Genomic DNA, 26112 nt, shown 5'->3' with positions numbered 1-26112 from the left:
GCGTTTGATTCCAATCATGAGATCAAAAAAATCTTATAAGGAGAGTATGAATTGATACGGGGATGAACAATTGCATTGTTGTGTCTGGTAGCCGCAGTTGGATGCTATGTTTTCGAAGTTCCAGATGGCGGTATCATATTTTTTACTTTGGGGATAGTTTTTGAGGGCTTACTCTGGATACGGTTGTCCAAGTACAGGTCTCTGAAAGAGTAACGATGCTTGTATAAAGTAATGTCAGTCAGGCTTGATAAGATCCGGCTTTACACCCGGGTGCCATGTGATTGCTCGGGGTTGTGCTTAGTTTGCCTTTCTGGATGAGTGACGCGGGTTGCTCCAGCGATAATTTTGAATAAGCTTACCGTGGCAAATAGATCATTCTTTGTTCGATTCGACTACCGGTAGCGATTGTGCCGCCTTCTGCTGGTAGGATTGTGTCAATTCAGCATCTGATTTACGGGGGAACCCATTGACCGACATACTACCATCACTGCCGTTGTGGCTATGGTTTCTGCTGGCGCTGCTGGGTTTATTTGTGGCGCGCAAACCGGTGCAACGGGCCTTTATGGCACTGGCGCGCTTCTGTCACCAGTCTCTGCGTCTCGCGGCGGTTTCGGTGGCCGACGGCGAGCGGCGGCTGCGGCGGCGCAACCGGGAGGTGCTGCTGGCCGCGGGTCGCGAGGCCGCCGAGCGCCGTGTCGAGCGGGAGTTGGATCATGTGGAAAATGCCGTCAAGCGGGAGCTGGCTCGGTACCCTGAACTGCACCGGCGCCTGAGTGAGCAGCTAACCGCCATCGATAAAGACTATGCACTCAGTGTGGAGGTCCCGCCGGAGCCCGGCAACTGGTCAAAAGCTATCCGGGCGGTGGCGGAAATTCCCGCCAGCAGGGACCCGGTGGTGTGCGATGTACTGGAGGCGATCCGTCACTCCATGCACAAGGCGGAAGCCAAGGCGTTGGAAGTCTATCGGGAATCCGCCCGCGAGCGGCATCAACTGTTGCGGCGCATGATGCCCGCCTGGCGCTCCATTTTGTCGGCCCTGAGCGGCGTCAACCGGAACGTGGAAACGGTGATACGGCGAGCCGGGGACCTAGACCGGCATATGAATCGTCTGGAGGAGATACAGCGGGGCAGTGACAGGGCGTCGCGCAGGCTTGCGGCGTCCGCCACAACCCGGTTTTTTGCCTCGCTGGTGGCCTTGTCGATTGCCGCGGCGGCAGCAGTGGTGCACTTTCACCTGATCGCGTTGCCGGGGGTGGTGGGCAATGCCGCGCATATCGTAGGTTTCGGGGCTGCGGAGGTGTTCGCGCTGGTAGTGATCCTGCTGGAGATCTTTGCCGGCCTGGTGGCGGTGGAGTGTCTTCGAATTACGCAGTTTTTCCCCGCTGTGGGCGCCCTGGATGACAGGCCGCGCAGGGGTATGCTGTGGGTCGCGTTCACAGCCCTGTTGGTCCTGGCCGCGGTGACAGTGAGCCTGATCTGGGCGCGGGTGCTTGCGCCCGGGGAGGGGGGTGTTACGGAGGTTGCGAATTCCAGTGCCTATTGGTTGTACATCACGGCGCAGATGGGGCTGGGTTTGGTGTTGCCCTTCGCACTCGCGGCTGTGACTATTCCCATGGAGACTTTTATCGTCTCGGCGCGCACTATGGTGGGGGTGCTGAGCAGTCTTCTGTTGCGGATACTGTCCCTGGGGCTGCGCCTCTGTGGCACGGGCGCCCTGGTAGCGGGCGGGGTGCTGGTGCGCCTGTACGATATAGTGATTTTTTTACCCTTGTGGCTGGAGCGGAGGTTCCTGGATTGGCGCGCGGAGAGGGGCCGCCCGTCGGGAGAGCCCGAGGCTTCCTGACAGGCTTCGGTGCCAGCCAGTGAATACGGCAATCAAACCGGTGTGAAAATGTCTGTTCGACTGCCCGCTGAACAATCTCTGGCGCGTATAGTGCCAACAGGTCCTAGTGTCAACAGGCCCTAGCTTTTTTATTTGCCGCAGAGGGCCAATTCCCAGGGCTGAGTTCTATGTTATCGCCGACGCTGTTTTGTATTCTCCTGATATTGCTCTGGCTTTACGCCCGCGGGCGACCGGCACCGCCTTCGGTGATGGCGTTCCCCACGCCCGAACGGCCACTGGTGATCGCCCACGGCGATGAGGGTGGCAGAGGTTTCTACCCCGGCAACACATTGCTTTACTTGCGCAAGATGGTCGAACTGGGCGTGGATGCTCTGGAAATCGACCTGGCGCTGACAAGGGACGGCCAACTGGTGTTGATCCACGACACTGAGGTGGATCGCACTACCGAGTCGCGGGGTGCGGTTGCTGCCATGACGCTGGCGCAGTTGCGCAATCTGAACATGGCGCACAGTTGGAGTCGGGACGGCGAGAGGTTTCCCTACCGGGACAAACCGCAGGTAATTGCCACTATCGACGAGGTATTTGCCGCTCTGCCCACTACTCCACTGGTGATCGAGCTCAAAAATGACGATGCGCGCGCGGCCAGGGCGTTGTGTGCGAGCGTGCGCGCGGCGGGTAGCGAGCGGCGGGTGATAGTGTCCTCCTTTCATGGCGGCGTGGTGCGCGAGTTCCGCCGCCTGTGCCCGGAGGTGGCCACCGGCGCAGTTAGATTCGAGGCCATGTTGTTCTTCGCCGCACACCTTTTTCGCATGGAGCGGCTGCTGCGGCCAGCCTATCAGACGATGCAGCTGCCGATGCGCTATCACGGCATTCCGGTGTTCTCACCAAAGCTGGTGGCTGCCGCCCGCAGATGCCGTTTGCACCTATCAGTTTGGACTGTGAACGACACTGTGGATATGCAGCGCTATGTCGCACTGGGTGTGGATGGCCTGGTCACCGATCGGCCGGACAGATTATTACAATTACTACAAACTCGGCAAATCGCCAAGCAAACAGGAGAATAAGATGAAACGACTTTACCGGTTACTGGGGGCAATGTGTTGTCTTGCCGCCGTTCACGGCCAGGCACAGGACCGTTTTGCCGACGTTACCATCAACAGTGAAAAGGTGTCGGACAACCTCTATATGCTCACCGGGGCCGGTGGTAATATGGCCCTTTTGGTGGGGGATGATGGTGCTTTTCTGGTCGATGACCAGTTCGCCCCGCTCACTGATCGTATCGTTGCCGCAGTCGCTGAAGTTTCCGACAAGCCGCTGAAATTCGTGATCAACACTCACTGGCACGGCGACCACACCGGTGGCAACGAAAACCTGGGCAAACAGGGAGCGCTGATCGTCGCCCATGAAAATGTGCGCAAGCGCATGAGCGCCGACCAGTTTATGGAGACTTTCGGTCGGGAGGTGCCTGCCGCACCGCTGGCCGCACTGCCGGTCATCACTTTTACCGATGCCACTACGTTCCACTGGAATGGCGAGGATGTGCGGGTGCAGCATGTGGACCCGGCCCACACCGACGGCGATTCCATTGTGCGGTTTGCCAACGCCAATGCGGTGCATATGGGTGATACCTATTTCAATGGCAGCTATCCCTTTATAGACCTGTCGGCGGGCGGCTCGGTGGACGGTGTGATCGCGGTGATGGACCGGGTGCTGGAGCAGGCGGATGATAATACCCGCATCATCCCGGGCCATGGTACGCTGAGCAACAAGGCGGAGCTGCGCGCCCAGCGGGATCTGCTGGTTACCCTGCGCGACCGGGTGCAAAAGCTGATTGATCAGGGCATGAGCCGCGATGAGGTTATAGCGGCACAACCGACCAAGGAGTTCGATCAGCAGTATGGGCAGGGTTTTATGAAGCCGGACGTCTGGACCGGTATTGTGTTCGACTCACTCACCAGCTCCTAACGGTTTGTTGAAAAAGCCTGCCCGGTTGTTCTCAAGCCGGGTTTGCGGCGCAGGTACACAAACCCTCCACGACAAATCAAGCGGTTATCCGCTTGATTTGCGTTCCGACGATTACTGTTCGGAACAGCGGGCTGTTGAGCAATACTTTTTCAACAGCCTGATAAACTGCCGGGGGCGTGAGGTGCGGGCCTCTGGGGCCCGTGTTCCCTCACTCAGGATTTGATCCGGTAGCCGCTGCGAAAGATCCACCAGATACCGGTCATGCACAACAGCATAAACAGCAGTGTCATGCCCAGGCTCACCACCACATTCACGTCTGACACTCCGTAAAACGCCCAGCGAAAACCGCTGATCAGATAAACCACCGGATTGAACAGGGTGATTTTCTGCCACAGCTCCGGCAGCATGTTGATGGAGTAGAAGGCACCCCCGAGGAAGGTCAGTGGAGTGATCACCATTAGCGGAATCACCTGCAGTTTTTGGAAGTCGTCGGCCCAGACGCCGATGATGAATCCAAACATGCTGAAAGTCACCGAGGTCAGCAGCAGAAATCCCAGCATCCAGAAAGGGTGGAGTATCTGGTAGTCGACAAAGAAGCGCGCGGTGACCAGGATCAGGGCGCCCAGAATCATCGATTTGGTCGCCGCCGCCCCCACATAGCCGGCTACAATCTCGAACGCCGACACCGGGGCGGAGAGAATCTCGTAGATGGTGCCGGAAAATTTGGGGAAAAAGATCCCAAAAGACGCGTTGGAGATGCTCTCACTCAGGAGAGACAGCATAATCAGACCCGGAATAATAAAGGCGCCGTAGCTCACTCCCTCGATAGCGCCCATGCGCGAACCAATGGCCGCACCGAAGACAATGAAGTAGAGGGAGGTGGAAAGCACCGGGGAGGCGACGCTCTGCATCAGTGTGCGCCAGGTGCGGGCCATTTCAAATTTGTAAATTGCGCTGATGCCGTACCAGTTCATTGTGCATCTCCTTCCGCAGCCGGGGCCACTGTATCCCGCTGCTGTACGCGGGCGTCCCGGACCAGATCGACAAAGATCTCTTCCAGGGAACTCTCGCGGGTGTGCAGATCGCGGAATTCGATTCCGGCCTTGTCCAGGCGGTGCAGCAGTGTGGCAATTCCGGTATCGCTGTTGTTGATGTCGAAGCGGTAGACCAGCTGGTTGCCGCCGTCAACCAGCGACAGAGGCAGATCTTCGAGGGAGGCCGGAATCCTCTCAACCGGTGCCGGCAAATGCAGGGTGAGTTCTTTTTCCCCCATCCTGCGCATCAATGTGTGCTTTTCCTCCACCAGCACCACTTCCCCGTGGTTGATGACGCCCACACGGTCTGCCATTTCCTCTGCCTCTTCGATGTAATGCGTGGTGAGGATGATGGTCACACCCGACTGGCGCAGTTGATGCACCATGTCCCACATGTCCTTGCGCAGTTCCACGTCGACGCCCGCTGTGGGTTCGTCGAGGAACAGAATAGAGGGTTCATGGGACAGCGCCTTCGCGATCATCAAGCGGCGCTTCATGCCCCCGGACAATGCCACTATCCGGCTGTCTTTTTTCTCCCACAGGGACAGCTGGCGCAGCAGCTGTTCAATATAGACGGGGTTGGGGGCCTTACCGAACAGGCCGCGGCTGAAATTTACCGTCGCCAGCACACTTTCGAAGGCGTCGGTACTGATTTCCTGGGGAACCAGGCCGATTTTGGCGCGGGCGGCGCGGTAATCTGACAGGATATCGTGCCCATCGGCCGCAATAGAGCCACAGCTGGGGCTGACGATTCCGCAGATGATGCTGATCAAAGTGGTTTTGCCGGCACCATTGGGGCCCAGCAGGGCAAAAATCTCCCCTTTGTGAATGTCCAGGTTGACGTCCCGCAGGGCGGTGAACCCACCGCTATAGGTCTTGCCGACCCCCCTGACTGTAATGATTGGCTCCACGATGGCTCCTTTTCTATTTTGGTATCCAGCGCGAGCCGGGCCAAGCTCCCCGAGCGCGCCGACTCCAGTTTACTACCGGCACCAGTAATAGCTGAACCAGTCGGGACAAAAACTTGACCCGGATCCCCGGGCTTTTCTGTACAGGCTGTTCCTCCGGCCTTTTATTGATACTTTCCACCATTGCTCTGTTCCACACTTGCCAATAACCGCGATGGAGTGTAAAACCTCAAGTTAACTTATGGTCAATAGTCGAGGGTAGCGGTGCAGCAGAAAAGCCAGGGGCGAGTCCAGATGGAGGGCCTGACAGTGGGTGAGGTGGCAAAGCGCAGTGGTGTAGCTGTCTCCACACTGCACTTTTACGAGACTAAAGGGCTGATTCGGAGCTGGCGCACCACCGGCTATCAGCGTCGCTTCAAACGCGATGTGTTGCGCCGGGTGGCGGTGATCAAGGTGGCCCAGAGTGTCGGTATCCCCCTGGCCGAGATAGGCGATGCGCTGCAGACTCTACCCGCGGGCCGTACACCGAATGCCTGCGACTGGAGTAAACTGTCAACGCAGTGGCGGCAACAGCTGGAGGCCCGGATACGCCAGCTGCAAGGGCTCCGTGACCGGCTGGATGGTTGTATCGGCTGCGGTTGCCTGTCGCTGGAGGCGTGCCCGCTGCGCAATCCGGGGGATGCCGCCGGGAAGGAGAACAGTGGCCCGGCCTACCTGCCCGGGCCATAGCAGACTGTTAAAATTCGAAGAATTTCGACGCCTGCTACCGGAATATGGATGTTCCGGCAAAATCGGCGACGGCTAAGTCGTTGATTTTGGGAGAAAAGTGAAAATCACATTTTTCGCTTTTCGTGTTTTGAAACAGGCAGGATGCCTTTTTCAACAACCTGATAGGGGGTTGGAGAAAGGCCTGAATGCCCGTTGCCCACTCGCGTTCCGGTTCCAGCGTCGTTTGGAACGGGCCCTGGCAGGGCCGTGTAGCTGGTCGTTGTGCTCTGGCGGGCTGCTGACAAAAGTCAGGAAAGGCTTTTTCAGCAGTCTGTCCGCGTGATTGAGCAGGCTTTCAAGAGCGGCCAACCTGTCGATACGGGACCATCTATTGGATTGCCGGGTTAAATGGTTGCCGCAGTTGGCGCCTGAAGTGATTTTTACGCCAGGTTTTCCAGGCCTTGTTCATCGGGGTTCAGGTAAAGCGGTAAGATGTGTTGGCTTGTGGGCAAGGTAGGGAGCCACCTGAGCGGGGAACGGCATCTGGCTGGGTACTGTTTGCGAGAGCTTGGGCGTGAAGCTCAGTTGCCAGCTGTTACATCGCCCATCACCGTTGTATGGTGATTCTGCGGAGTAACAAAAGCCCGGGGAAAAGCAGTGTGAAAGTACATCAACAAAGGAGTGGTGAAAAATGGAATTGATTATTTTTGTGATTGTCATGGTGGCGATACTTGTGCTGCCGCTGAAGATGGCAGCCGCCATGATGGGGGCAAAGAATACCGGAGTATTTTACTGCCTGTTTGCGCTGCTGCTGGCGTTGATAATACAGAGAGTCGTGGGGGGTATGCTGCCGGGTGTGAGCGACAGTGTTGGCCTGTTGCTGACCATTCCACTGGCGGCCATCGCCTATATGCTGGTTTTGGGTACGGGTTTTCTAAAGGCGATTATTATCGCATTGTTGCAGGGTATTATTACCTTCTTTGCCATGCTGCTGTTTGCGGGAGTATTCGCGGGTATTTAGCGTCCAGGGCAGGCTTCTCACTGCAGAGGCAATACAGCATTATCTCTCCTGGTTGCCAGGCCGGAGATACGGGGCAATTTGCGCGAAATTGATTCCACTTCAATGCTTCGCTCCGGTACTCGCCTGGGGGTCCATGCTTTGGCGGGGTTAAGTCCCGATGGGTAATTTCAAAGGCTTAAGTTAGAAAGCTGAAGAGAGCTTTGTTCTATCTATCCGTATGGATTCTATGGCTGCATTTTGAAGTGCTTTCCGCAAGATGGGCGCCGACCTGGACCATTTATCGGCTTTTAATTTACCTGTAAGGTGCAAAAAAATTTTCCTCACACTGCGCGGGCACGGATTTTATCTGTTGGCAGTTCAAATCACTATGCTCTGGGGTTTTGTGAGTTTAATCACAGAACTCGGCCTGATTTTCTTTGTGTTCACTGGGGGAAGATATATATAGTCGAGGCGTCTCTGATGATATTTGTTCGCGTTCCTCTGCCAAAAAATACGTTGTAGTAAGGCTGTTGGCAATGCATGAGATTGGCTATTAGTCCAATTGGAAATTATGGGGGCGAAACAGTATAGGGATATAACCAAGTATAAATTCTCATGGAGGGATCTTCCAATGCGACTACTAAACAACACACAACCTCGAGGAGGTAGCTGGATTGCAGGCCTGATATTGCTTTCGTTGGCAATATTTACGCCAGGGCTTTTTGCCGCTGGTTTGCCTGGAGATCAGCAACCATTGTTGCGTTGTGGTACCAAGCAAGTTAATGCGTATCAAGCGGCATTGCACACAAATTATGTGAAGGACATGCACAATGCGCTGAGTAGCTATCTACCCTCCCAGCGCAATGTGGCCAATGTCAATGTACATTTCCATGTTATCGCCGATAGCTCTGGCAATGGTATTGTTCCTACCATGGTGATCTTCGACCAGATGGATGTATTGAATACCGCCTATTCAGGGACACCTTTTATTTTTAATCTGGCAACGATTACCGACTCGGTAAACGACAGCTGGTATACGGCCACCCCGGGTACCTTCGCCGAGTTTGAGATGAAGTCGAATCTGCGTATTGGTGGTGCTGCGGATCTCAATATCTATCTGACCAGCCCCGCTGAAGGTTTCCTGGGCTGGGCAACCTTCCCCAGCGACTATGCCTCCAATCCCACCGATGACGGTGTGGTTATATTGAATGATGCCCTGCCGGGTGGTATTGCCGCGCCTTACAACGAGGGCGATGTTCTGGTGCATGAAGTGGGCCACTGGGTGGGTCTGTTCCACACTTTTGAGGGCGGCTGCAGCAATCCGGGGGACTTTGTCGACGATACACCGGCGGAGTTCGGCCCGGCCTTCGGTTGTCCGGTGGGGCAGGATTCCTGCCAGGGGCCCGGGTTTGAGGGTTTGGACCCGATCAACAATTATATGAATTTTACCGACGATTCCTGCATGTTTCGCTTCACGCCAGGTCAGGTTGACCGCGCTGATCTGCAAAGTGCGTTTTACCGCGGGCTCTGATTCCCGGTCTTCCCGGGGATCGAAATATCCCCGATTGATGTTGGCCTAGCAGGGATTCATGTACATTAACCCGGTAGCTACATAAGTTGCCGGGTTAATGGTGACAAAAGCGGTGGCACTTCCTATCGGTATTGATGTTGTGAGACAGGCAGTTAAGCTGGTTGTTGAAAAAGGCATGCTGCCTGTTTCAAAACACGAAAAGCGAAAAATGTGATTTTCACTGTTCTCCCAAAATCAACGGCTTAGGTGTCGCCGATTTTGCCGGAACCTCCATATTCCGGTACCAGGCTTCGAAATTCTTCGAATTTCAACAGCCTGCTAGGTGGTTTCGCCGTACCTCACTGCCAGCCATCCCCTGCAAATTGTTTATTCTCTGTCCACTTCGAACTCACGGGGTTTTCGCTGATTGCCCTTTGGCTTTCGGTGCCGGAAGTCCCGCGTGAGTAGGGGGAGGCGCTTTTTATCAGGTATCTTAGCCCCTGTGATAAAAACGTGAGAATTTTGTGATCGGCAGTAGATATTTCCCGCTTAGTCTGAAATGCGCTGTTTAACCTTCAACCGCAAAAGCAAAGACTTTGGGGATAGCTATGAAAATAAAGTCCGTTCTCGGTGCCCTGGCACTGGCAGCCGTCGCGACCGGAGCCCAGGCACAAACCGTTTCAATGACAGTCACCAATCTTACTCATGGTATTTATTTCACTCCCTTGCTGATATCCGCCCATGGGAGCGAGTTTCACCTGTTTGAAGCCGGTGCCATGGCCACCCCGGAACTGCAAATGATGGCCGAGGGCGGCAATATCAGTGGGCTGGCCACTGCTGCGGGGGCCATGGGCGCGGTCAATGTGGAAAACCCGGCCGCGGGGCTGTTGGCGGCCGGTGCCAGTGTGGATGTGGACGCGTTCGATACCGGCAGTAATGGCTACCTGTCCATCACTGCGATGCTGCTGCCCACCAATGATGGTTTCGTTGGGCTCGATGGCTGGAAGATTCCCACCGAGGCGGGCACCTATACCCTGTTGCTGAATGCCTATGATGCCGGTACTGAGGCCAACAACGAATTGGTGGTTGAGGGCAGCGGCATGCCTTTTGTCGCCGGCATCCCAGCCAATCCCGGTGCCAATGGTGGTAACGGGGGCACAGGGGTGACCGCAGACGAAGTTAACCAGCGGATACATATCCACCGCGGGAATGTCGGGGATACGGACCCCAATGGCGGTGCCAGCGATCTGGATGCGCGTATCCACCGCTGGCTGAACCCCGTGGCCAGGGTTGTGGTAACCGTCCAATAACGGTGGCAACGGGAGAATTCACTATGAAAAGAATGAAATTGAGCGCTTTGCTGGCACCTCTGGCAGTCGCAGCCCTGTTAGTCGGCTGTGACAACGACAACAGCTCGGCCGGGCCGGTCAACCCGCCACCCGCTCCGGAACCCGAGCCTGAACCCGTCACGGTGACTTTTGAAGTGGAGGTCACCAATCTGACTCACAACCAGCCTTTTTCACCGCTAGCCATAGTGGCCCACGACGACAGCCTGCGTGGCTGGACTCTAGGCCAGGCTGCCGGCGACGGCCTCGAACTTCTGGCTGAGGGCGGGGACAACAGCGGGTTCGTGATGGAATTGGAAGATGCGGGCAGCTTCGCTTCCGCCAGCGCGGAAGGGCCCTTGGGTCCCGGTGCCACCGAAACCCTGTCCCTGAGTTTGACTGAGGAGGAGGCGTTGACGCTGACCATTGTCACCATGCTGGTCAATACCAACGACGCCTTCACCGGCGTTACCGGGGTGGATGTTTCATCCCTGGCGGTGGGCGATTCTCTGCAACGACTGGCTCCGGTATACGATGCCGGGACTGAGTTTAACAGTGAGCTGGCCGGTACCATTCCCGGTCCCGCTGACGGTGGCGAAGGCTTTAATGCCGAGCGCGACGATGTGAACTTTGTCGCACGCCATTCCGGGGTGGTCACCCAGGCGGATGGTTATGCCGAATCAGTGCTGAACCAGTCGCACCGCTTTGATCAGCCCACTATGCGCTTGAGGATCACCCGCACCGAGTAATAATCGCGGCGTTGGCACGACAGAAGAGTCTGGCTCCTGCCCGCCCCCCTCCGGGGCCGGGCAGGTACATGACTGACGACCGGTGGGCTGCCATGAGCAAACGTATTCTGGTGGTTGAGGATGACCCGGACATCCTGCGACTCCTGCATCTGCACCTGGAGAACCTGGACTATTCGGTAACCTCCTGTGACAACGGTGAGAAGGGCTTGATGCGTGCCCTCAACCAAAAATTCCATCTGCTGGTGCTCGATGTGATGCTTCCGGGCCTGGATGGACTGGAGATCTGTCGCCGCCTGCGGGATGCCGGCCACTCCCTGCCAATCCTGATGCTGACCGCACGCAATTCAGAACTGGACCGGGTGCTGGGGCTGGAACTGGGGGCGGATGACTACCTGCCGAAGCCGTTTGGTGTGCGGGAGCTACAGGCGCGGGTCAAGGCGCTGTTGCGCCGCACTCTGCTCAATGACCAGGCGCAGCATCGGGCCGAGGCAGATAGTTTAATCCGCTGTGGCCGCTTGCGTATCGACTGTGACAAGCGCCTTGCAACCCTGGATTCACGTCAACTGGACCTGACCGCGCGGGAATTCGACCTGCTTTACTACCTCGCCAGCCACCCGGGCCACGTATTCAGCCGCACTCAGATTCTGGACGCGGTTTGGGGTTATCAGCACAGTGGCTATGAGCACACGGTAAATTCCCATATCAACCGCCTGCGCGGCAAATTGGAGCGAAATCCATCACAACCGGAGTATGTATTGACGGTCTGGGGGGTGGGATACAAGTTCAATGATGCAATTTCTGCGTGATGCTTTTTATCGGCGCCTCGCATTGCTGCTGCTGTGCAGCTTTGTGGTTGTCGGTGTGTTGTTCCTGCTGCTGATGCACTATATGGTCAACGCCTACCAGGACGAAGTGGCGCAGAATCTGCACCGCGAGCTGGCCCGCCACCTGGTGGATGAAAAAGCCCTGTTCGTTGACGGCCAGCCGGATCGGGACGGACTCTATCACCTGTTCCACAACCTGATGGTGCTAGGGCCAAACTTCGAGTTCTACCTGCTGGGCCCCCAGGGCGAAATCCTTGCATATTCCGCAGACCCCACTCAGATCAAACGCCAGCAGATTGACCTGGAGCCTGTTCGCGCTTTTCTGGACAGTTCCGCAAAAGATCCGCGCACCATTTATGGCCAGGACCCTCGCGACCGCGGGCGGCTCAAGGTTTTTTCCGCTGCCCCGGTGGAGCGGAATGGACAGCTCAAGGGTTACATGTACGTGATTATCGGCAGCGAGATATTCGACGACGTGGCCCAGGGGGTGTGGCAGAACCACATTGAACGCTGGGTGGTGGCGGTTTTCCTCAGCGGTCTGATTCTCAGCCTGATCGCCTCTCTGTGGGTATTTGGCCTGCTTACCCGCCCGCTGCGGCGCCTCACGGGGGACATGCAGCGCTTTCGTGCAGTCGGCTTGCAACAGGAACTGGCGCCGACACCCTGGGATACCAATGCCAACGACGTGGTTCACCGTCTCGGCAGCACTTTCAATGAAATGTCTGTGTCGCTGCGGGAGCAGTACCGGCGCATTAAAACCGTGGATGAGATGCGGCGCGAATTGTTGACCCATATCTCCCACGATCTGCGCACGCCACTGTCGTCACTGCAGGGTTATCTGGAAACCTGGCTGTTGAGCGAGCAACTGCATCCGGAGGAAAGCCGGCGCTATGTGGAAACAGCCTACCGCAACAGCAAAAAAGTAAACCGGCTGGTGGAACAGCTGTTCGAACTGGCGTGTCTGGAAAGCGCCGATGTACCGATGAATATTGAAAAGGTGGTGCTGGCGGAACTGGTGCAGGATGTGCTGCAAAAGTTTACCCTGAAGGCGCGCGAGCGCTGTGTGGGAATGGATGTGACGCCGCGGGACACCGCTATTGTGGTGTACGGCGATATCGAAAAACTGGAGCGGGTCTTTTCCAACCTGGTGGAGAATGCGCTGCGTCACTGCGGACCGGGGGACGAGATTATCGTGCAGTTGCAGCCCCGCGGCAGCCGGGTTGCGGTGAGTGTAAAGGACAGTGGCAGTGGAATTCCCGCCGCGGACCTGCCGCATATATTCGATGCACACTACAGGGCTGCTAACAGCGTATACGACGGCAACCGACAGGGCGGCCTGGGGCTGGCCATTACGAAAAAACTACTGGCGCTGCACCAGGCGGATATCTGTGTTCAGAGCACTGAAAATCGCGGCACCGCCTTTGAGTTCCAGTTGCGCTGCAGCTGAGCTTGGCAGCAGCTACTGCACACAGGGACACAATTGTGTCGGCGCCGCCCCGGGTATCCAGGCCGCAGCACTATTTACCCGGCAACCCACTAGCAGGATATCTTTTTCAAGAACCTGCTGAAGGAGATCCCTCATCCATTGGGTTGTAGCCCCCGAAGGCTTTCGCAAATACTTAAAATAGCTTGCTTTCAAGAGTTTACCCTCGGCGGCCGCACACCCTCGCGGCCTATTAACCCGACAATTGGGCAAAAAAAAGCCCCGCAGTGCGGGGCCTGTTGGGTATAAGTATTTAAGGCCGCTTACCAGATAACCACGCGCTCCTCTTCCGGCAGGTACATGCCATCCCCCTCCTTGACGTCAAAGGCGGTGTAGAAGGCCGAGATATTCGGCAGCACGCCCCTGACCCGGTATTTTGCCGGCGAGTGTGGGTCGGTTTTCAGGCGCTCGCTCAATGCCTCGTCGCGGATCTTGCTGCGCCAGACCTGGGCCCAGCCCATAAACAGGCGCTGGTCGCCGGTAAAGCCGTCGATCACCGGGGCCTCCTTGCCGTCGAGGGACATCTTGTAGGCTTTGTAGGCAATACCGAGGCCGGACAGGTCGCCGATGTTTTCACCCAGTGTCAGTTCACCGTTGATGTGCTCTCCCTCGAGGGGCTCGAAGCTATTGTACTGGACCACCAGCTTGCCGGTCAGGTGCTCAAAGTTGTCCCGGTCGGAGTCGGTCCACCAGTTGTTCAGATAGCCTTTGCCGTCGAACTTGCTGCCCTTGTCGTCGAAGCCGTGGCCTATCTCGTGACCGATTACGCCGCCGATACCGCCGTAGTTGACCGCATCGTCCGCCTGCATATTAAAGAATGGTGGCTGCAGTATGGCGGCCGGGAAGACAATCTCGTTCATCGCCGGATTATAATAGGCATTGACGGTCTGTGGTGACATGCCCCATTCGTGCCGGTTGATGGGCTGTCCCAGCTTGCCGCGCTCGTACTTGGCTTCGAACAGGTTCGCCGCCAGTACATTGCCAGCCAGGTTATCGGCACTGACTTTCAGGCCGCTGTAGTCACGCCACTTGTCCGGATAGCCGATCTTGGTGGTGAAGTTGGCCAGCTTGTCCAATGCCTGGTGTTTGGTTTCTTCGCTCATCCAGGTCAGGTCTTCGATGGAATCCCGGTAGGCCGCCTTGAGGTTATCCACCAGCTCCACCATGCGCGCCTTGGCTTCGGGGGGGAAATATTTTTCCACATACCGTTTGCCCACCAGTTCGCCCACGGAACCATTGACGAACTGTACCGCGCGCTTCCAGCGCGGCTCCATTTCCTTGATGCCGCGCACTGCGGTGCTGTAGAAATCGAAATGGGCTTGAGCCAGTTCCGAATTCATATAGGGCGCCATGGCGGTCAGAACCTTGACCTTTAGGTAGCGGCGCCAGGTATCCATATCGGTGTCGTTGATAATCTTGCTGGCTGCCTGCAGATATTCCGGCTGGCCCACGGCAACATGGTCGGCTTTGCCCAGCATCGCCTTGGACAGGTAGCTTTGCCAGTCGACGGCCGGCATCAGGTCGGCCAGTTCGGCGGTGGCTTTCTTGTTGAAGTACTTTTCCGGATCGCGGTTATCGACACGGGTGCGCTGGTGTTTCGCCAGGCTCTTCTCCAGTGCGTAAATTTTGTCGGCAAATGCACTGGAATCCTTGAGGCCGGCGATATCCTGCACTTTCACCAGATAGTCCATATAGGCCTGTTGCAGCTTTTGGCCTTTCTCGGATTCGTCAAAGTAGTAGTCGCGATCCGGCAGGCCAAGGCCACTCTGCCACAGAAAGGCTATGTAGTTTTCCACATCCTTGATGTCCTGGTAGATGAACACCCCGAGTGGAACCTGGTAGCCCACAGTATCGGCATAAGCGAAGTAGTCGGTCAGGTCCTTGCGGCTGTCAATAGCATCGATTTTCTGCAACTCTGCGGTCAGCGCATCCAACCCTGTTGCTTCAATTTGCTTTTCGTCCATAAAGCTGTTGTACAGGGCACCAATCTGCCGGTCATCGGCGCTGTTGGCGCCTTCACTCGCTTCCATGATCAATGCCTTGACCCTTTCGGTGCTCTGGTCACGCAGGATACTGAATCCACCCCAGCGGGATTTGTCTGCGGGGATCTCGGTGTTGTTCATCCAGTTGCCGTTGACATAGGCAAAGAAGTCGTCCTGGGGACGCACACTGGTGTTCATGGCTGCGAGGTCGATACCGGACCCGAGGCTTGCCTGCTGTACCGCGGTGCTCTCGGTGTTGTCCGCCATTCGGGCACTGGTGTCAGGGGCCTCTGACTTGGAACAGCCGGCGAGAATGCCGGCGATGGCGAGGGGAAGGAGTAACTTGTTCATGAAAGTGTCTTCTCTGGCCTGGTTATAATAGGGTGCCGATGTTATGCCGGCCGGCCAGGGTGGGGCAACCGCCGTGCGATTAGCGGCCACAGTCATGCGGTAGGGGTGGGCCCTGGAGGCTGGTCCAGGGGGGAGGTGTCGCCGACCTCCCCCGGCAGCTTAGCCCCCCTATGCTGTACTAGCAGGTTGTTGAAAAAGGCATCCTGCCTGTTTCAAAACACGAAAAGCGAAAAATGTGATTTTCACTTTTCTCCCAAAATCAACGACTTAAGCGTCGTCGAGTTTGCCGGAACATCCATATTCCGGTACCAGGCGTCGAAATTCTTCGAATTTCAACAGCCTGCTAGGCCGGCGAACTGGTCTTCGCCGGGTAGTGACCGGGGTCAATCCGGCAGGCGGAAGGTGATCGGTAGGGTGAATTCATAGGTATCCTGCGCCAGTTGCGGCGGTACTGCGGGGTAGGGGGCCGCAGTTTCCACCGCGGCCACCGCCGCGCGGTTGAGGCTGCCAAAGCGCGATTCCTGCATGGTCTGTACTTCGGTCACATAGCCTCTGGAGTTGATGATCACTTTCAGGCGTACACTGCCTTCCTGCCCGCGTTCCTGGGCGCGTTTGGGGTAGCGGATGTGCTTGAAGGTGTGGCGTGCGAGCACTGCCTGGTAGACCTGTCGTGCCAGCAGTATATCCACGGTAATGGGGGCCTCTTCTTCTTCCTCAACAGCTTCTATTTCGCTCTCCGGGGTGGCTTCTTCGGGCGGTGGCGCTGCGGGTTGCGGCTCGCTGCGCTGTGGCGGTGCAGTGTTTGGAGCGGGGGACGGCGTCGGTTGCAGTGACGCGAGCGAGGGCGGAGGAATCTCCGCAGCCAGTTCCGGCCTGGCGGGTGCAGCAGTAGTCGTGACTGCGGGCGCTGTTGCGACAGACTCCTGGCTTGCTGTTTGCTCGGACTCAGGGGGTGCGGCGTAACTGGTGCGAACCTCTTCAATACGACCTTCGCTCGGTGCCAGCAATTCGTATCTGTCCAGCAGGGAGCCGGAGACTTCACCGGCGGCCAACAGTGCTTCGCGAAAATCCGTGGATGGGGGAACAGGGCCTACCCAGGCGCGCAACAGAGTGTTGAAAAAGTTTCTGCTGTCGATGCTGCGCAGGGCCACACCGTCGAGAGCAATGGTGGTTACCCCCGACTCGCCGGAAAAGTCCACGCTGAGCTGGTCGCCCTGGTATAGCCGCCCCTTGAGAAGGTTGGCGAAAGCCACCATATTTTCCGCCTGGTTGCTCAGGGTATCGCCGGGATTGTTTATGGCGATACTCTCCACCCACTGATTGCGCAGACTGCGGGAGGACAGGCTGTCGGCGACAATGCGCACCTCGATCCTGCGGTTGGTATTGTTGTCCAGGAGCAGGCTGGTGGTATTTGCGGGGACATCCGAGTAGACCGCCACTATGTAACGATCCTTGTTGAACTGTTGCTCCAGGGCAAGTCCGTTCAAAAGGGGTTCGGCTTGAGCGGATAGTGCCGTCGCGAACACCATGAGGGCGATGACATATTTTATCGTTTTCATGGCTTAGAGGATTCCTTTTTACCGGATGGGAAGGATCCGGCGGATAGGATTACTGGCACCCCCCCTCCCCGGAGCGCACCGGCCAGACCGGCAGAAGGAGACAACTGCTCCAACTGCACAAAAAAGCGGAGTTGAAATTGATCTGGACTGAGTCTAACTCTACTGAAACTGCAACGGAGTTCAAGTCCGGAATGGGCAGAAAGTCTCGTTTTAGAGACAATGGGCTTGAGGGGGGAAGACAGTGGCCATCCTGGAGATACACTGCCTCCGCCGATAAATAGTTACAGCCTGGTTTGGATTGCGCTCCCGGTATTCAAGAGTCGCTTTCCGGGTCCGCAGGCATATGGAACCCCCCGGCCTGGCGGCGACACCTGCCGGTGCCCACTATAGGACTGTCTGAGGCGAGGGTTCGCCTTGACCGGGGGTTGGCTGACAACGGAACCTTATCTTAATGATTGATTACTTGAACCATGAACACTAAACCACTCAGTGACTTTCCGCGGGAATCCATTGATCGCCTTTTAAATGTCATTCATTTGTTTCGCGACATTCGCGCTGCCAGTGAGTGGCAGTATGACGTACTGCTAAAACGCTCCCAGTTGGTCACTTTGCAATCAGGCGAAAAACTTTTCCGGGCCGGCGACGTCGATCAGTGGGTTTACTTTCTTCTGCGGGGAGAGCTGCACGTACATATGCCGTGCGGCGACGGCAAGGATCCACCCTCCGGCAAGCCACTGGCGGTGATTCGGCCCGGTGAACTCTTTGGTGACCTCTCCATGCTGCTGGCTGAGCCGCGCAGTGCAACCATTGTCGCTGCCCCCGACAATGGGGAGATGCAGGTGTTGGGGCTGGATTGCGCACTGTTCAGCGATCTGGACGACTTCTCCTTACTGCACCTGACCACCAAACTGGTGTTTTACCGCAATATGGTGCACTCACTGCGCTGGAAGCTGGAGGTCTACCGTTCCAGGTACCCGGAGCATGAGCTGGCGGATAGCCACCGCAGGCTCCGGCTCTATACCGGCGCCAAGAATACTCGCGACGAATTAGTGGCGCTGGCCGGGCAAGCCGGAGCCCTGGCACGGATACTGCTCGACTGGAATGTCGAATTCGGCAGCGGGGAGCTCGTCGATGAAGAAACGGATATGGCGGATTTTCTCGAATCCCTCCTGAACTGATCTGATCCAACCGATCGACGGTATTACTAACCCGGTAACTCAATAGGTTGCTGGGTTAATCATAGCCGGTAATGTCGATCCACCTCCCAATCCCATCTCCCGTAAGGGAAGGGGTAGGGCCCGTGTGTAATTTGTTTGTGCCTTCTGAGGAGAAGTAGTGTCTGCGACTGCCTTTTACGGGCGGACGCTGACGAATTCCGCAATCAGAGTGATTCCACCCGCACCTTTCCTGGGGCCCGGCCGTATACTGTTTAAGGCACCTCTGGTTTATCGGAGGAGTGGACTGGGCTTGCACCGAATTAATAACCCGGCAGCTCAATAAGATGCCGGGTTACTGGGGTACAAGGATGTGTCACTGCCGGCAGGGGCCGGTGCAGCCCCTGAAGCGCAAGTGATCCTGCGTAATTCGCAGCTTTTCAGGAGTGACAATCCTATGGATGGGGGATCTCCTCTTCCTCTATTGGGTTGCCGGGTTAATAACAAGTGGTGGCTTAATCTTTCCGAGTACAGCTTTGGGCAGAGCGGCCCCTGGTTTTTTATATGGGTGTCTATTACATGGATTTTTTCACATCGATCTGGCGGCAACGCAACTACCGCATAGCGATATCGTTTGCCTTGCTGGCACTGGCCTGGCTGGTGACTGGCGTATTGAAGTCAGAGCCACAGAATAGGACTGCCGCAGCGACCGCCGGGGCGGAGGCAAACAGCAGTCCCCTGCGGGTTGTGGTGCGCCGGATCAATGCGCAACCCTTTATCACCCGTGTGGTGGTGAACGGACGCACCGAGCCCAACCGCAGTGTGCGCTTAAAGGCAGAACTGGATGGGGTGATTGTGCGCCTACCGGTGGCGGAGGGCGAAGCGGTAGTGAAAGGACAGGTTATCTGTGAAATTGGTGCCAGGGACCGGCCTGAGCGTCTGGTCCAGGCTAAGGCGGTATTGCGCAAGGCGGAGCTGGATTACGCCGGTGCCGAAAGACTGCAGAAGAAGGGGCTGCAGTCGGAGACCGATATGGCCCAGCGCGAGGTGGCGCTGGCCAACGCGCGCGCTGAACACAAGCGGGCCGGCCTGGACGTTGACAACCTGCAGATCCGCGCCCCTTTTGATGGCGTGGTCAACCGGCATGCAGTCGAACTCGGGGACTTTGTGCGCCGCGGCGACGAATGTGCAACGCTGCTGGACCTGGACCCAATGCTGGTGGTGGGAGAAGTGGCGGAGTCCCAGGTGGCCGCTCTGTTATCCGGCGGACCGGCCAGTGCCCAACTGCAGGAGGGACAGCTACTCAGGGGGCAGTTGCGCTATATCAGTCGGCAGGCGGATGCGGTGACCAGGGGTTACCGGGTGGAGGTAGCCGTGGACAACCATTCCGGTGCTCTGCGCGGGGGGCTCAGCGGGCGGCTGGTGTTGCCCATGGGAGAAGTATCGGCGCACCGGATTAATTCCTCCCTGTTAACGCTGGATGATGACGGCAACCTGGGAGTCCGCACCATCGACGACGACAACCGGGTGCAATTTGTCCCGGTGGGTTTGGCCGGTGACAGCGAAGACGGGGTCTGGGTGACGGGCCTGTCGGATCCGGCGGCGCTGATCACGGTGGGGCAGGAATATGTCAGCCCGGGCGATGTCGTGGCAGCAGAAATTGAGCCAGCGGCTAGTCATCTGTCAGTATCCATACCGCTCGAGCGGCAAGGCGCTGTGCCCGCGACGGACAGCCAAACGCCACAGCGTGGAGAGGGGCAATGAAACTGTTGGAAAGTGCGGTGCGGCGCGCCCGCAGCACGGTTTCACTATTGTTGCTGGTGCTCGTCGTCGGCATTGTCGCGCGGTCTATGATGACCATTGAAGCCAACCCCGAAGTCAACCCTCCATTTGTAGTGGTGCAGGTGCGCCATGAGGGAATTTCGCCGGAAGATGGTGTGCGGTTGCTGGTCCGTCCCCTGGAGCAGGAACTGAGAAGCATCGAGGGTGTGGAAGAGGTTATCTCCACAGCGCGCGAGTCCCTGGCATATGTGGTTCTGGAGTTCGATTCCGGGATTGACGTCGACGATGCGATAGACGAGGTCCGCACCGCAGTTGATCGCGCCAGGGCCGAACTGCCGCGCGAGGCAGATGAGCCCATGGTGGAGGAAGTGGCGGCGCAACCGTTTCCCGCCATTGTGGTAACGCTGGCTGGCGCTCGGGTGGGTGAGCGGGCGCTGCTGCAGGCGGCACAGCGCCTGCAACGCAAAATCGACAATATCAGTAGCGTACTCGATTCCGATTTGCGCGGTAACAGAGAAGAGGTGGTGGAGGTCTCCATAGACCCTGTGCGCCTTGAGCACTACGGCATTACCAGCAGGGAGCTGATCAACGCGGTGCTCGGCAATAACCTGCTGATCACCGCCGGTGAGCTGCAAACGGACGGCGGTCGTTTTTCGGTCAAAGTGCCGGGCCTGATCGAGTCGGCGCGGGATGTTTACGGTATTCCCCTGCGCAGTTCCGGTGCCGGTGTGGTCACTCTGGGCGACGTCGCCAATATTCGCCGGACTTTCAAGGATGCCGAGAGTTTTACCAGTGTCAACGGCCGGCCCGGCCTGGCGATCAATGTGAACAAGCGCAATGAGGCCAGCTCGGTGGAACTGGCGGATGCGGTGCGGGTTGCGGTACAGGAGGAGCTGCCCTACCTGCCGCGGGGAATAGAAGTCAATTTTGTCTTCGATCAGTCGGAGTTTGCCCGCGACATGGTGAGCGAGATGCAGGGCAATATTCTCACGGCGATGCTGCTGGTGATGATTATTGTGGTGGCCGCGCTGGGGTTCAGGTCCGGCATGTTGGTGGGATTTGGTATTCCCTTCTCGCTCCTGTTTGGCTCCATTGTCACCTGGTATTTGGGCTACTCATTCAATTTCATGGTGATGTTTGGCATGTTGCTGGCGCTGGGCATGCTGATTGATGGCTCTATCGTGATCACCGAGTACGCCGATCGCAAGATGGCGGAGGGCATGTCGGCCGGTGTCGCCTATAGGCTGTCCGTGCGGAGGATGTTCTGGCCGGTGGTGGCCTCCACCGGCACCACACTGGCGGCTTTTCTGCCGATCATGTTCTGGCCGGGTGTGGTTGGTGAATTTATGCGCTATCTGCCGGTAACCGTATTTGCGGTGCTTGCGGGTTCGCTTTTGTACAGCTTGTTTTTTGCCCCGGTACTGGGCTCCCTGTTTGGCAGGGGCCACCTCGATGTCTCCAGACAGCGGTACCTTCGACAATTGGAAAACCAGCCGGAAAAACTGCGCGGATTGACGGGCACCTATGCGCGGATACTCGGCGCTGTAGTTCGCCGGCCGATATGGGGCCTCGTGATTACCCTGCTGATCCTGCGGGGTATCCTGTTTGCCTACGGCCAGTGGGGCGTCGGCGTGGAGTTCTTTACCGACACGGAGCAACAGTACGGCAATGTTGAGGTTCGGGCCCAGGGTAACCTTTCGGTGGCGGAGAAAAAACAGCTGGTCGGGCAGGTTGAAAGCGCCGTACTGGCGGTGCCGGAGGTGCGTGTGGCCTACACGGCGATAGGCTCCGGCGGCCTGACCGGCAACAGGGAGCAATCACCGGACATGATCGCCAATATACTGGTGGAGTTGTACCCCGCACAGGAGCGTGAGCGCCGCAGTAGCGAAATCTTTGCCGACCTGCGCGCGCGCAGCGCAAATCAGGCCGGTATCAAGGTGAGTGCCAATGCGTTCGAGGGGGGGCCACCGGTGGGTAAGGATATAGTGCTCGAGTTGCGCTCGCGGGATTACGATACCCTGCTGGCGGAAACCTGGCGCCTGCAGCGGGCGATGGAAAGAGAATTCAATGGTTTGCGGGATGTCGTCAATACAGCACCGCTGCCCGGTATTCAGTGGGAGGTTGAGGTGGATCGCGCCAAGGCCGCACTCTACGGTGCGGACCTCACTGAAATTGGTCATGCCGTGCAACTGGTCACCAACGGTGTACTGATGGCGGAGTATCGTCCGGACGATAGTGATGACGAAGTGGATATCCGCATCCGCTATCCGGCGGATGCCCGCGGGCTCTCCGCGCTCGGCCAGTTGAAGGTAAATACGCGGGCCGGCGCAGTGCCCATCAGCAGTTTTGTGCATACGCTGCCCAAACCAAAGGTGGACAAGATCGAGCGGGTGGACGGCATCACCAGAATGCAGGTAAAGGCCGACGTCGATGAGGGAGTACTTGCTGACGATAAGGTGGCTGAATTACGCGCTTGGTTGGAGCAGAATCCCCTGGACAGCAGGGTGGCGATATTGTTTCGCGGCGCCGATGAGCAGCAGAACGAATCCATGCAGTTTTTAGTGGTGGCATTCCTGCTGTCGCTGTTCCTGATGTTTATCCTGCTGGTGACCCAGTTCAACAGCTTTTACCAGTCGCTGCTGATACTGTCGTCCGTGGTGATGTCCACCATAGGCGTATTGTTGGGGCTTCTGGTGACCCAGACCACTTTCAGTGTAATCATGACCGGAGTCGGTATCGTCGCACTGGCGGGTATCGTAGTGAACAACAATATTGTGCTGATCGACACCTTTAATTTTGTGCGCAACAGCGAGCCCGGGCTGTCACCGGCAGCGGCGGCCATCAAAGCAGCGGCCCAGCGGCTGCGGCCGGTATTTCTCACTACCGCCACCACCATCCTGGGCCTGTTGCCGCTGGCGCTGGGGGTCAGTATTGATATGGTGAACCGCGACGTGGTCGTGGATGGGGTAATCGCCTCTTTCTGGGTAAAACTCGCCAGTGCGATCGTTTACGGCCTGACCTTTTCCACCCTGCTGACTCTGGTGGTGACGCCCATCATGTTGGTGCTGCCGGGACGCCTGCGGGATCTGGCCAGCCGGTGGTTGCCGCTACGCGCTGGAGGGGCACCACTGGGGAGAGGGTGAGCGGCTGTCCGGTTTTTCCAGTGCTGACGGCAGGGTAACGACAATTATCTCAGGAGTGTCCAGTATGCCAGCGGAGTGGCCGACTGAAGTAGTCAGACGGGCAGAGTCACTGCATATGGAGTTGTGCGCTGACATTGACCGCTTTGTCGATTGGCACCAGTTGCCGGAATTCTTTCGGCCACTGGTGGAGCACTACTATCTCCCCTTGGCACTCTGGCTCTCTGACTGCAAGCGACAGCAGCATACGCTGGTGGTGGGTATCTGCGGTGGTCAGGGTTCAGGTAAGTCCACCCTCGCTGAGTTTTTACATCTGGCCTGGGAGTATCTCGGTCTTCGCAGCGCGGGTTTTTCCCTGGACGACATTTATCTGACCCGGGCGCAACGGGCCCAATTGGCGGCGGATGTACACCCGCTTCTCGCCACTCGTGGAGTGCCCGGCACACACGACATACCGCTGGGCATGGACATCATTGATCGACTGTGTGGACTCGGTGGACCAGGTCCAGTGTCGCTTCCCATGTTCGACAAGGGCGCCGATGATCGAAGGCCGCGGTCTCTCTGGCCAGTCCAATCCGTGCCGGTGGATATTTTGCTGCTGGAAGGCTGGTGTGTCGGGGCCCGCCCTTGGAGGGGTGGGGAAGCGCCAATTAATACCCTTGAGCAGCATGAAGATTCCGATGGCAGTTGGCGCAACTTTATTAATAAGCAGCTCCGCGGCCCCTACCGCGATCTGTTCGCACGCCTGGATAGACTGGTAATGCTGAAAGTGCCGGATATGGACTCTGTGCTGGACTGGCGCTCCCTGCAGGAGCAAAAACTGCGTGCGCGTGGCGGCAAGGGAATGCGCGCAGATGAAATTGGGCGGTTTATCCAGTATTACGAGCGGATCACTTTCAATATGCTTGCGGAGATGCCACAACGGGCGGACTGCGTCCTGGAGTTGGGGCGGGATCACTCTATTTGCGGTGTGCGCCTGAACCCCGGGCCCCCAGGGGATAGGGTTGAAAAGCAAAAAACCCGGCGCTAGTGGCCGGGTTTTTTGTGCGGTGGGTGAGGCCCGCCGCGATGGTCTTCGCTCAACCGGCGATTATTTGGCTTTTGGCGGCCGGCCGCGACGCCCTGGGGTTTTCTTTGCCGGGGCGGCTTTCACAGCGGTAGCCTTTTTCGGACGGCCGGGTGATTTCTTTGGACGGCCGGGTGATTTCTTTGGACGGCCGGGTGATTTCTTCGGACGGCCGGGAGATTTTTTCTCCTCCCCGGTGCTGGCGGCCGCTTTCTTTGGTCGACCCGGCTTCTTTTTGGCTTTAGCTGCCGCCTTTTTCTTTTCAGCAGCGGCTTGCTTTTTGGCCTTGGCGGCTGTCTTTTTCGCCTCGGCGGCTGCTTTCTTCTTGGCGGCCGCGGCCAGAGTCTTAGCTACCGCGGCTTCTTCCTTGGCCACAGCCTTGGCCACCTGGCTGGCAATCTTATTGGCAGACTTGATGCTTGCCAGCTGCGCTTTGGCGTCCTCTGCGGCTGATTTGGCTTTGTCCGCAGCCGACTTTGCAGCTGCGACGGCAGCCATAGCGGCCTTGAGCTGTTTCTGCTGGGCAGCAGTCTTCTTTTTGGCGCGAACAGCTTTAAGCTTGGTCCGAGCGGTTTTTGCTTTGGCGGCGGTCTTGGTTGCGTCTTTGGACAGCTTGTCAGCAGCCTTGGTTGCATCTTTTTCCTGCTTTTCGCGCGCGCTTTCCAGCTTGGACTTGAGCGCTTTCAGCTCCGCCTCTAGTGTTGCAACAGTTCCAACCGTTGCCTTTGCTTTCTTACGTGCAGCCATAAAATATCCCTGTGTTCAATTGTTGTGGTGGGTGAAAAAAATCTTCGCGCTAATTGCATCGTATTTATATACTGAAATGCAAGTCCTTTAAGGCGATTTTACTGTGATATGAATAAATTTAAGGGTATTTTTACATTCATCGGCTTCATTTGGCTGTGGATTTGCGGCTTTTGGGCGGTTTATCAATATTGTTATTCCGGACAGGTTGCCTGGCTGGGAGTGTTATTGAGTGCCTGGAGTTTGCCGGTGTGGATGTGGCTGAGGTATTGCTGGCCACTCAGATTTAGTGGAGATCAGCGCGAATCCCCGGCCTTCGCGATGGTCCTGCTGGGGTTGGCAGTCGCCCTGCTTTTCGACCGGGGATATGGGCCGCCCGTCTACCTGACAATCTACAACCTGTTTCTCCTGTTACTGTATCTGTTTCACATGAGTGCCGTGAAACACCCCTCGCTACCACCGGTGAATGGCATATTTCCCGGCCTCAGTTGTGTGGGCGGTATCGATTGGAATGCCACCGCAGCAGCGGGACAAAGGGGGATGGAAGGGGTGCTGTTGTTGTTTTTGCGCGGCACTTTCTGCGCAGACAGCCTGCGACAGGTCGCGACACTAGGCGCTTTACGGTCCAGCCTGGAAAAAAACGGAGCCATGGTAGTGCTGGCCAGTACCGAGAGTGAAGTGCACTGGCAGAAGCTACAGGCGGAAGGTCTACCTGTGGAAATTATCCAGCTGGCGGCCGGGGCAAAAGAAAATATGGCCTTTGTCGCCGCACAGGCTATGCCGGTCTGGCTGAGGCTGGCCGCAACTATAGTGCCGCGGTTTCGCTACCTGGCGGATTCGACAGCTGTGTGTCGCCCGAGCGCCTGGCTGCTGGATAAAGACGGCTATGTGCTCTGGCGGCAGCCGGCGGCAAACTACCGGCAGCCGGCTGAGATGTCAATGTTGCGCAGCCAGTTGTTCCGTCTGGGTGAATGACCGCTGCTCG

The 26112-nt window shown here is 57.3% G+C and carries 20 protein-coding genes; 15 read left to right on the top strand and 5 right to left on the bottom strand.

From position 1 onward, the window contains the following. Positions 1 to 466: 466 nt before the first annotated feature. From ABVT36_RS07925 to ABVT36_RS07915, 3 genes are all read left to right on the top strand, one after another. Positions 467 to 1843, top strand: coding sequence for a hypothetical protein (locus ABVT36_RS07925; RefSeq protein WP_368456079.1), 1377 nt, complete (start codon positions 467 to 469; stop codon positions 1841 to 1843). A 167-nt stretch (positions 1844 to 2010) separates the two neighbouring features. Further along, positions 2011 to 2907 (top strand): glycerophosphodiester phosphodiesterase, encoded by an 897-nt coding sequence (locus tag ABVT36_RS07920; RefSeq protein ID WP_368456078.1) that lies wholly within the window; start codon positions 2011 to 2013, stop codon positions 2905 to 2907. Position 2908: 1 nt separating this feature from the next. Next, complete coding sequence (locus ABVT36_RS07915; protein ID WP_368456077.1) at positions 2909 to 3808, top strand: MBL fold metallo-hydrolase; 900 nt, start codon at positions 2909 to 2911, stop codon at positions 3806 to 3808. Between the two features lie 212 nt (positions 3809 to 4020). Here the strand turns inward: ABVT36_RS07915 and ABVT36_RS07910 are convergent, their stop codons facing one another. Beyond that, complete coding sequence (locus tag ABVT36_RS07910) at positions 4021 to 4782, bottom strand: ABC transporter permease (RefSeq protein WP_368456076.1); 762 nt, start codon at positions 4780 to 4782, stop codon at positions 4021 to 4023. Then, positions 4779 to 5753 carry an ABC transporter ATP-binding protein gene (locus ABVT36_RS07905; RefSeq protein ID WP_368456075.1) on the bottom strand — a complete coding sequence of 325 codons (975 nt, stop codon included), beginning with the start codon at positions 5751 to 5753 and terminating at the stop codon, positions 4779 to 4781. The genes ABVT36_RS07910 and ABVT36_RS07905 overlap by 4 nt, the downstream gene beginning before the upstream one ends. 261 nt (positions 5754 to 6014) lie before the next feature. On the opposite strand from ABVT36_RS07905, the gene soxR reads away from it, so the two are divergent. From soxR to ABVT36_RS07870, 7 genes are all read left to right on the top strand, one after another. Further along, positions 6015 to 6479 carry a redox-sensitive transcriptional activator SoxR gene (gene soxR, locus ABVT36_RS07900; protein WP_368456074.1) on the top strand — a complete coding sequence of 155 codons (465 nt, stop codon included), beginning with the start codon at positions 6015 to 6017 and terminating at the stop codon, positions 6477 to 6479. A 670-nt stretch (positions 6480 to 7149) separates the two neighbouring features. After that, positions 7150 to 7479, top strand: a complete 330-nt coding sequence (locus ABVT36_RS07895) for a hypothetical protein (RefSeq protein ID WP_367152330.1) — start codon at positions 7150 to 7152, stop codon at positions 7477 to 7479. A gap of 802 nt (positions 7480 to 8281) precedes the next feature. Continuing rightward, entirely contained in the window at positions 8282 to 8989 is a 708-nt protein-coding gene (locus ABVT36_RS07890; protein ID WP_368456073.1) for a zinc metalloprotease, read from the top strand. Between the two features lie 587 nt (positions 8990 to 9576). Beyond that, a complete protein-coding gene (locus tag ABVT36_RS07885; RefSeq protein WP_368456072.1) occupies positions 9577 to 10278 on the top strand; it encodes a spondin domain-containing protein in 702 nt (233 codons plus the stop codon). Between the two features lie 23 nt (positions 10279 to 10301). Beyond that, positions 10302 to 11042: a spondin domain-containing protein gene (locus ABVT36_RS07880; protein ID WP_367152682.1), complete on the top strand. Its 741-nt coding sequence runs from the start codon at positions 10302 to 10304 to the stop codon at positions 11040 to 11042. Between the two features lie 92 nt (positions 11043 to 11134). Then, positions 11135 to 11848, top strand: a complete 714-nt coding sequence (locus tag ABVT36_RS07875) for a response regulator transcription factor (RefSeq protein WP_367152681.1) — start codon at positions 11135 to 11137, stop codon at positions 11846 to 11848. Further along, entirely contained in the window at positions 11829 to 13313 is a 1485-nt protein-coding gene (locus tag ABVT36_RS07870) for an ATP-binding protein (protein ID WP_368456071.1), read from the top strand. Before ABVT36_RS07875 ends, ABVT36_RS07870 begins: the two co-directional genes overlap by 20 nt. Positions 13314 to 13612: 299 nt before the next feature. On the opposite strand, the gene ABVT36_RS07865 is transcribed toward ABVT36_RS07870, so the two are convergent. Both ABVT36_RS07865 and ABVT36_RS07860 read right to left on the bottom strand, forming a co-directional pair. After that, the gene (locus ABVT36_RS07865; protein WP_368456069.1) at positions 13613 to 15682 is read right to left on the bottom strand and encodes a M13 family metallopeptidase; all 2070 of its coding nucleotides are present in this window, start codon (positions 15680 to 15682) and stop codon (positions 13613 to 13615) included. A gap of 383 nt (positions 15683 to 16065) precedes the next feature. Beyond that, a complete protein-coding gene (locus ABVT36_RS07860) occupies positions 16066 to 17241 on the bottom strand; it encodes a TonB family protein (protein WP_368456068.1) in 1176 nt (391 codons plus the stop codon). A gap of 470 nt (positions 17242 to 17711) precedes the next feature. On the opposite strand from ABVT36_RS07860, the gene ABVT36_RS07855 reads away from it, so the two are divergent. The 4 genes from ABVT36_RS07855 (at position 17712) to ABVT36_RS07840 (ending at position 24347) form a co-directional block, all read left to right on the top strand. After that, positions 17712 to 18419 (top strand): cyclic nucleotide-binding domain-containing protein, encoded by a 708-nt coding sequence (locus ABVT36_RS07855; protein ID WP_367149145.1) that lies wholly within the window; start codon positions 17712 to 17714, stop codon positions 18417 to 18419. A 555-nt stretch (positions 18420 to 18974) separates the two neighbouring features. Next, positions 18975 to 20159 carry an efflux RND transporter periplasmic adaptor subunit gene (locus tag ABVT36_RS07850; RefSeq protein WP_367149146.1) on the top strand — a complete coding sequence of 395 codons (1185 nt, stop codon included), beginning with the start codon at positions 18975 to 18977 and terminating at the stop codon, positions 20157 to 20159. Further along, the gene (locus ABVT36_RS07845; RefSeq protein WP_368456067.1) at positions 20156 to 23320 is read left to right on the top strand and encodes an efflux RND transporter permease subunit; all 3165 of its coding nucleotides are present in this window, start codon (positions 20156 to 20158) and stop codon (positions 23318 to 23320) included. Before ABVT36_RS07850 ends, ABVT36_RS07845 begins: the two co-directional genes overlap by 4 nt. Positions 23321 to 23384: 64 nt before the next feature. Continuing rightward, complete coding sequence (locus ABVT36_RS07840; RefSeq protein ID WP_368456066.1) at positions 23385 to 24347, top strand: phosphoribulokinase; 963 nt, start codon at positions 23385 to 23387, stop codon at positions 24345 to 24347. 60 nt (positions 24348 to 24407) lie between these two features. Here the strand turns inward: ABVT36_RS07840 and ABVT36_RS07835 are convergent, their stop codons facing one another. After that, a complete protein-coding gene (locus tag ABVT36_RS07835; protein WP_368456065.1) occupies positions 24408 to 25130 on the bottom strand; it encodes a hypothetical protein in 723 nt (240 codons plus the stop codon). Between the two features lie 225 nt (positions 25131 to 25355). Between ABVT36_RS07835 and ABVT36_RS07830 the strand changes: the two genes are divergently transcribed. Further along, complete coding sequence (locus ABVT36_RS07830) at positions 25356 to 26102, top strand: hypothetical protein (protein WP_367149150.1); 747 nt, start codon at positions 25356 to 25358, stop codon at positions 26100 to 26102. Positions 26103 to 26112: the final 10 nt, after the last annotated feature.

The organism is Microbulbifer sp. TYP-18 (assembly GCF_040932045.1).
GTDB lineage: Bacteria > Pseudomonadota > Gammaproteobacteria > Pseudomonadales > Cellvibrionaceae > Microbulbifer.
This window is presented reverse-complemented; position numbering and strand designations above follow the sequence as displayed.

Coding starts and splice junctions, on each gene's coding strand:
- ABVT36_RS07920 (WP_368456078.1), top strand. CDS start 2,011: ATGTTATCGCCGACGCTGTTTTGTATTCTCCTGATATTGCTCTGGCTT.
- ABVT36_RS07915 (WP_368456077.1), top strand. CDS start 2,909: ATGAAACGACTTTACCGGTTACTGGGGGCAATGTGTTGTCTTGCCGCC.
- ABVT36_RS07910 (WP_368456076.1), bottom strand. CDS start 4,782: ATGAACTGGTACGGCATCAGCGCAATTTACAAATTTGAAATGGCCCGC.
- ABVT36_RS07895 (WP_367152330.1), top strand. CDS start 7,150: ATGGAATTGATTATTTTTGTGATTGTCATGGTGGCGATACTTGTGCTG.
- ABVT36_RS07890 (WP_368456073.1), top strand. CDS start 8,282: ATGCACAATGCGCTGAGTAGCTATCTACCCTCCCAGCGCAATGTGGCC.
- ABVT36_RS07885 (WP_368456072.1), top strand. CDS start 9,577: ATGAAAATAAAGTCCGTTCTCGGTGCCCTGGCACTGGCAGCCGTCGCG.
- ABVT36_RS07880 (WP_367152682.1), top strand. CDS start 10,302: ATGAAAAGAATGAAATTGAGCGCTTTGCTGGCACCTCTGGCAGTCGCA.
- ABVT36_RS07875 (WP_367152681.1), top strand. CDS start 11,135: ATGAGCAAACGTATTCTGGTGGTTGAGGATGACCCGGACATCCTGCGA.
- ABVT36_RS07870 (WP_368456071.1), top strand. CDS start 11,829: ATGATGCAATTTCTGCGTGATGCTTTTTATCGGCGCCTCGCATTGCTG.
- ABVT36_RS07865 (WP_368456069.1), bottom strand. CDS start 15,682: ATGAACAAGTTACTCCTTCCCCTCGCCATCGCCGGCATTCTCGCCGGC.
- ABVT36_RS07860 (WP_368456068.1), bottom strand. CDS start 17,241: ATGAAAACGATAAAATATGTCATCGCCCTCATGGTGTTCGCGACGGCA.
- ABVT36_RS07855 (WP_367149145.1), top strand. CDS start 17,712: ATGAACACTAAACCACTCAGTGACTTTCCGCGGGAATCCATTGATCGC.
- ABVT36_RS07850 (WP_367149146.1), top strand. CDS start 18,975: ATGGATTTTTTCACATCGATCTGGCGGCAACGCAACTACCGCATAGCG.
- ABVT36_RS07845 (WP_368456067.1), top strand. CDS start 20,156: ATGAAACTGTTGGAAAGTGCGGTGCGGCGCGCCCGCAGCACGGTTTCA.
- ABVT36_RS07840 (WP_368456066.1), top strand. CDS start 23,385: ATGCCAGCGGAGTGGCCGACTGAAGTAGTCAGACGGGCAGAGTCACTG.
- ABVT36_RS07835 (WP_368456065.1), bottom strand. CDS start 25,130: ATGGCTGCACGTAAGAAAGCAAAGGCAACGGTTGGAACTGTTGCAACA.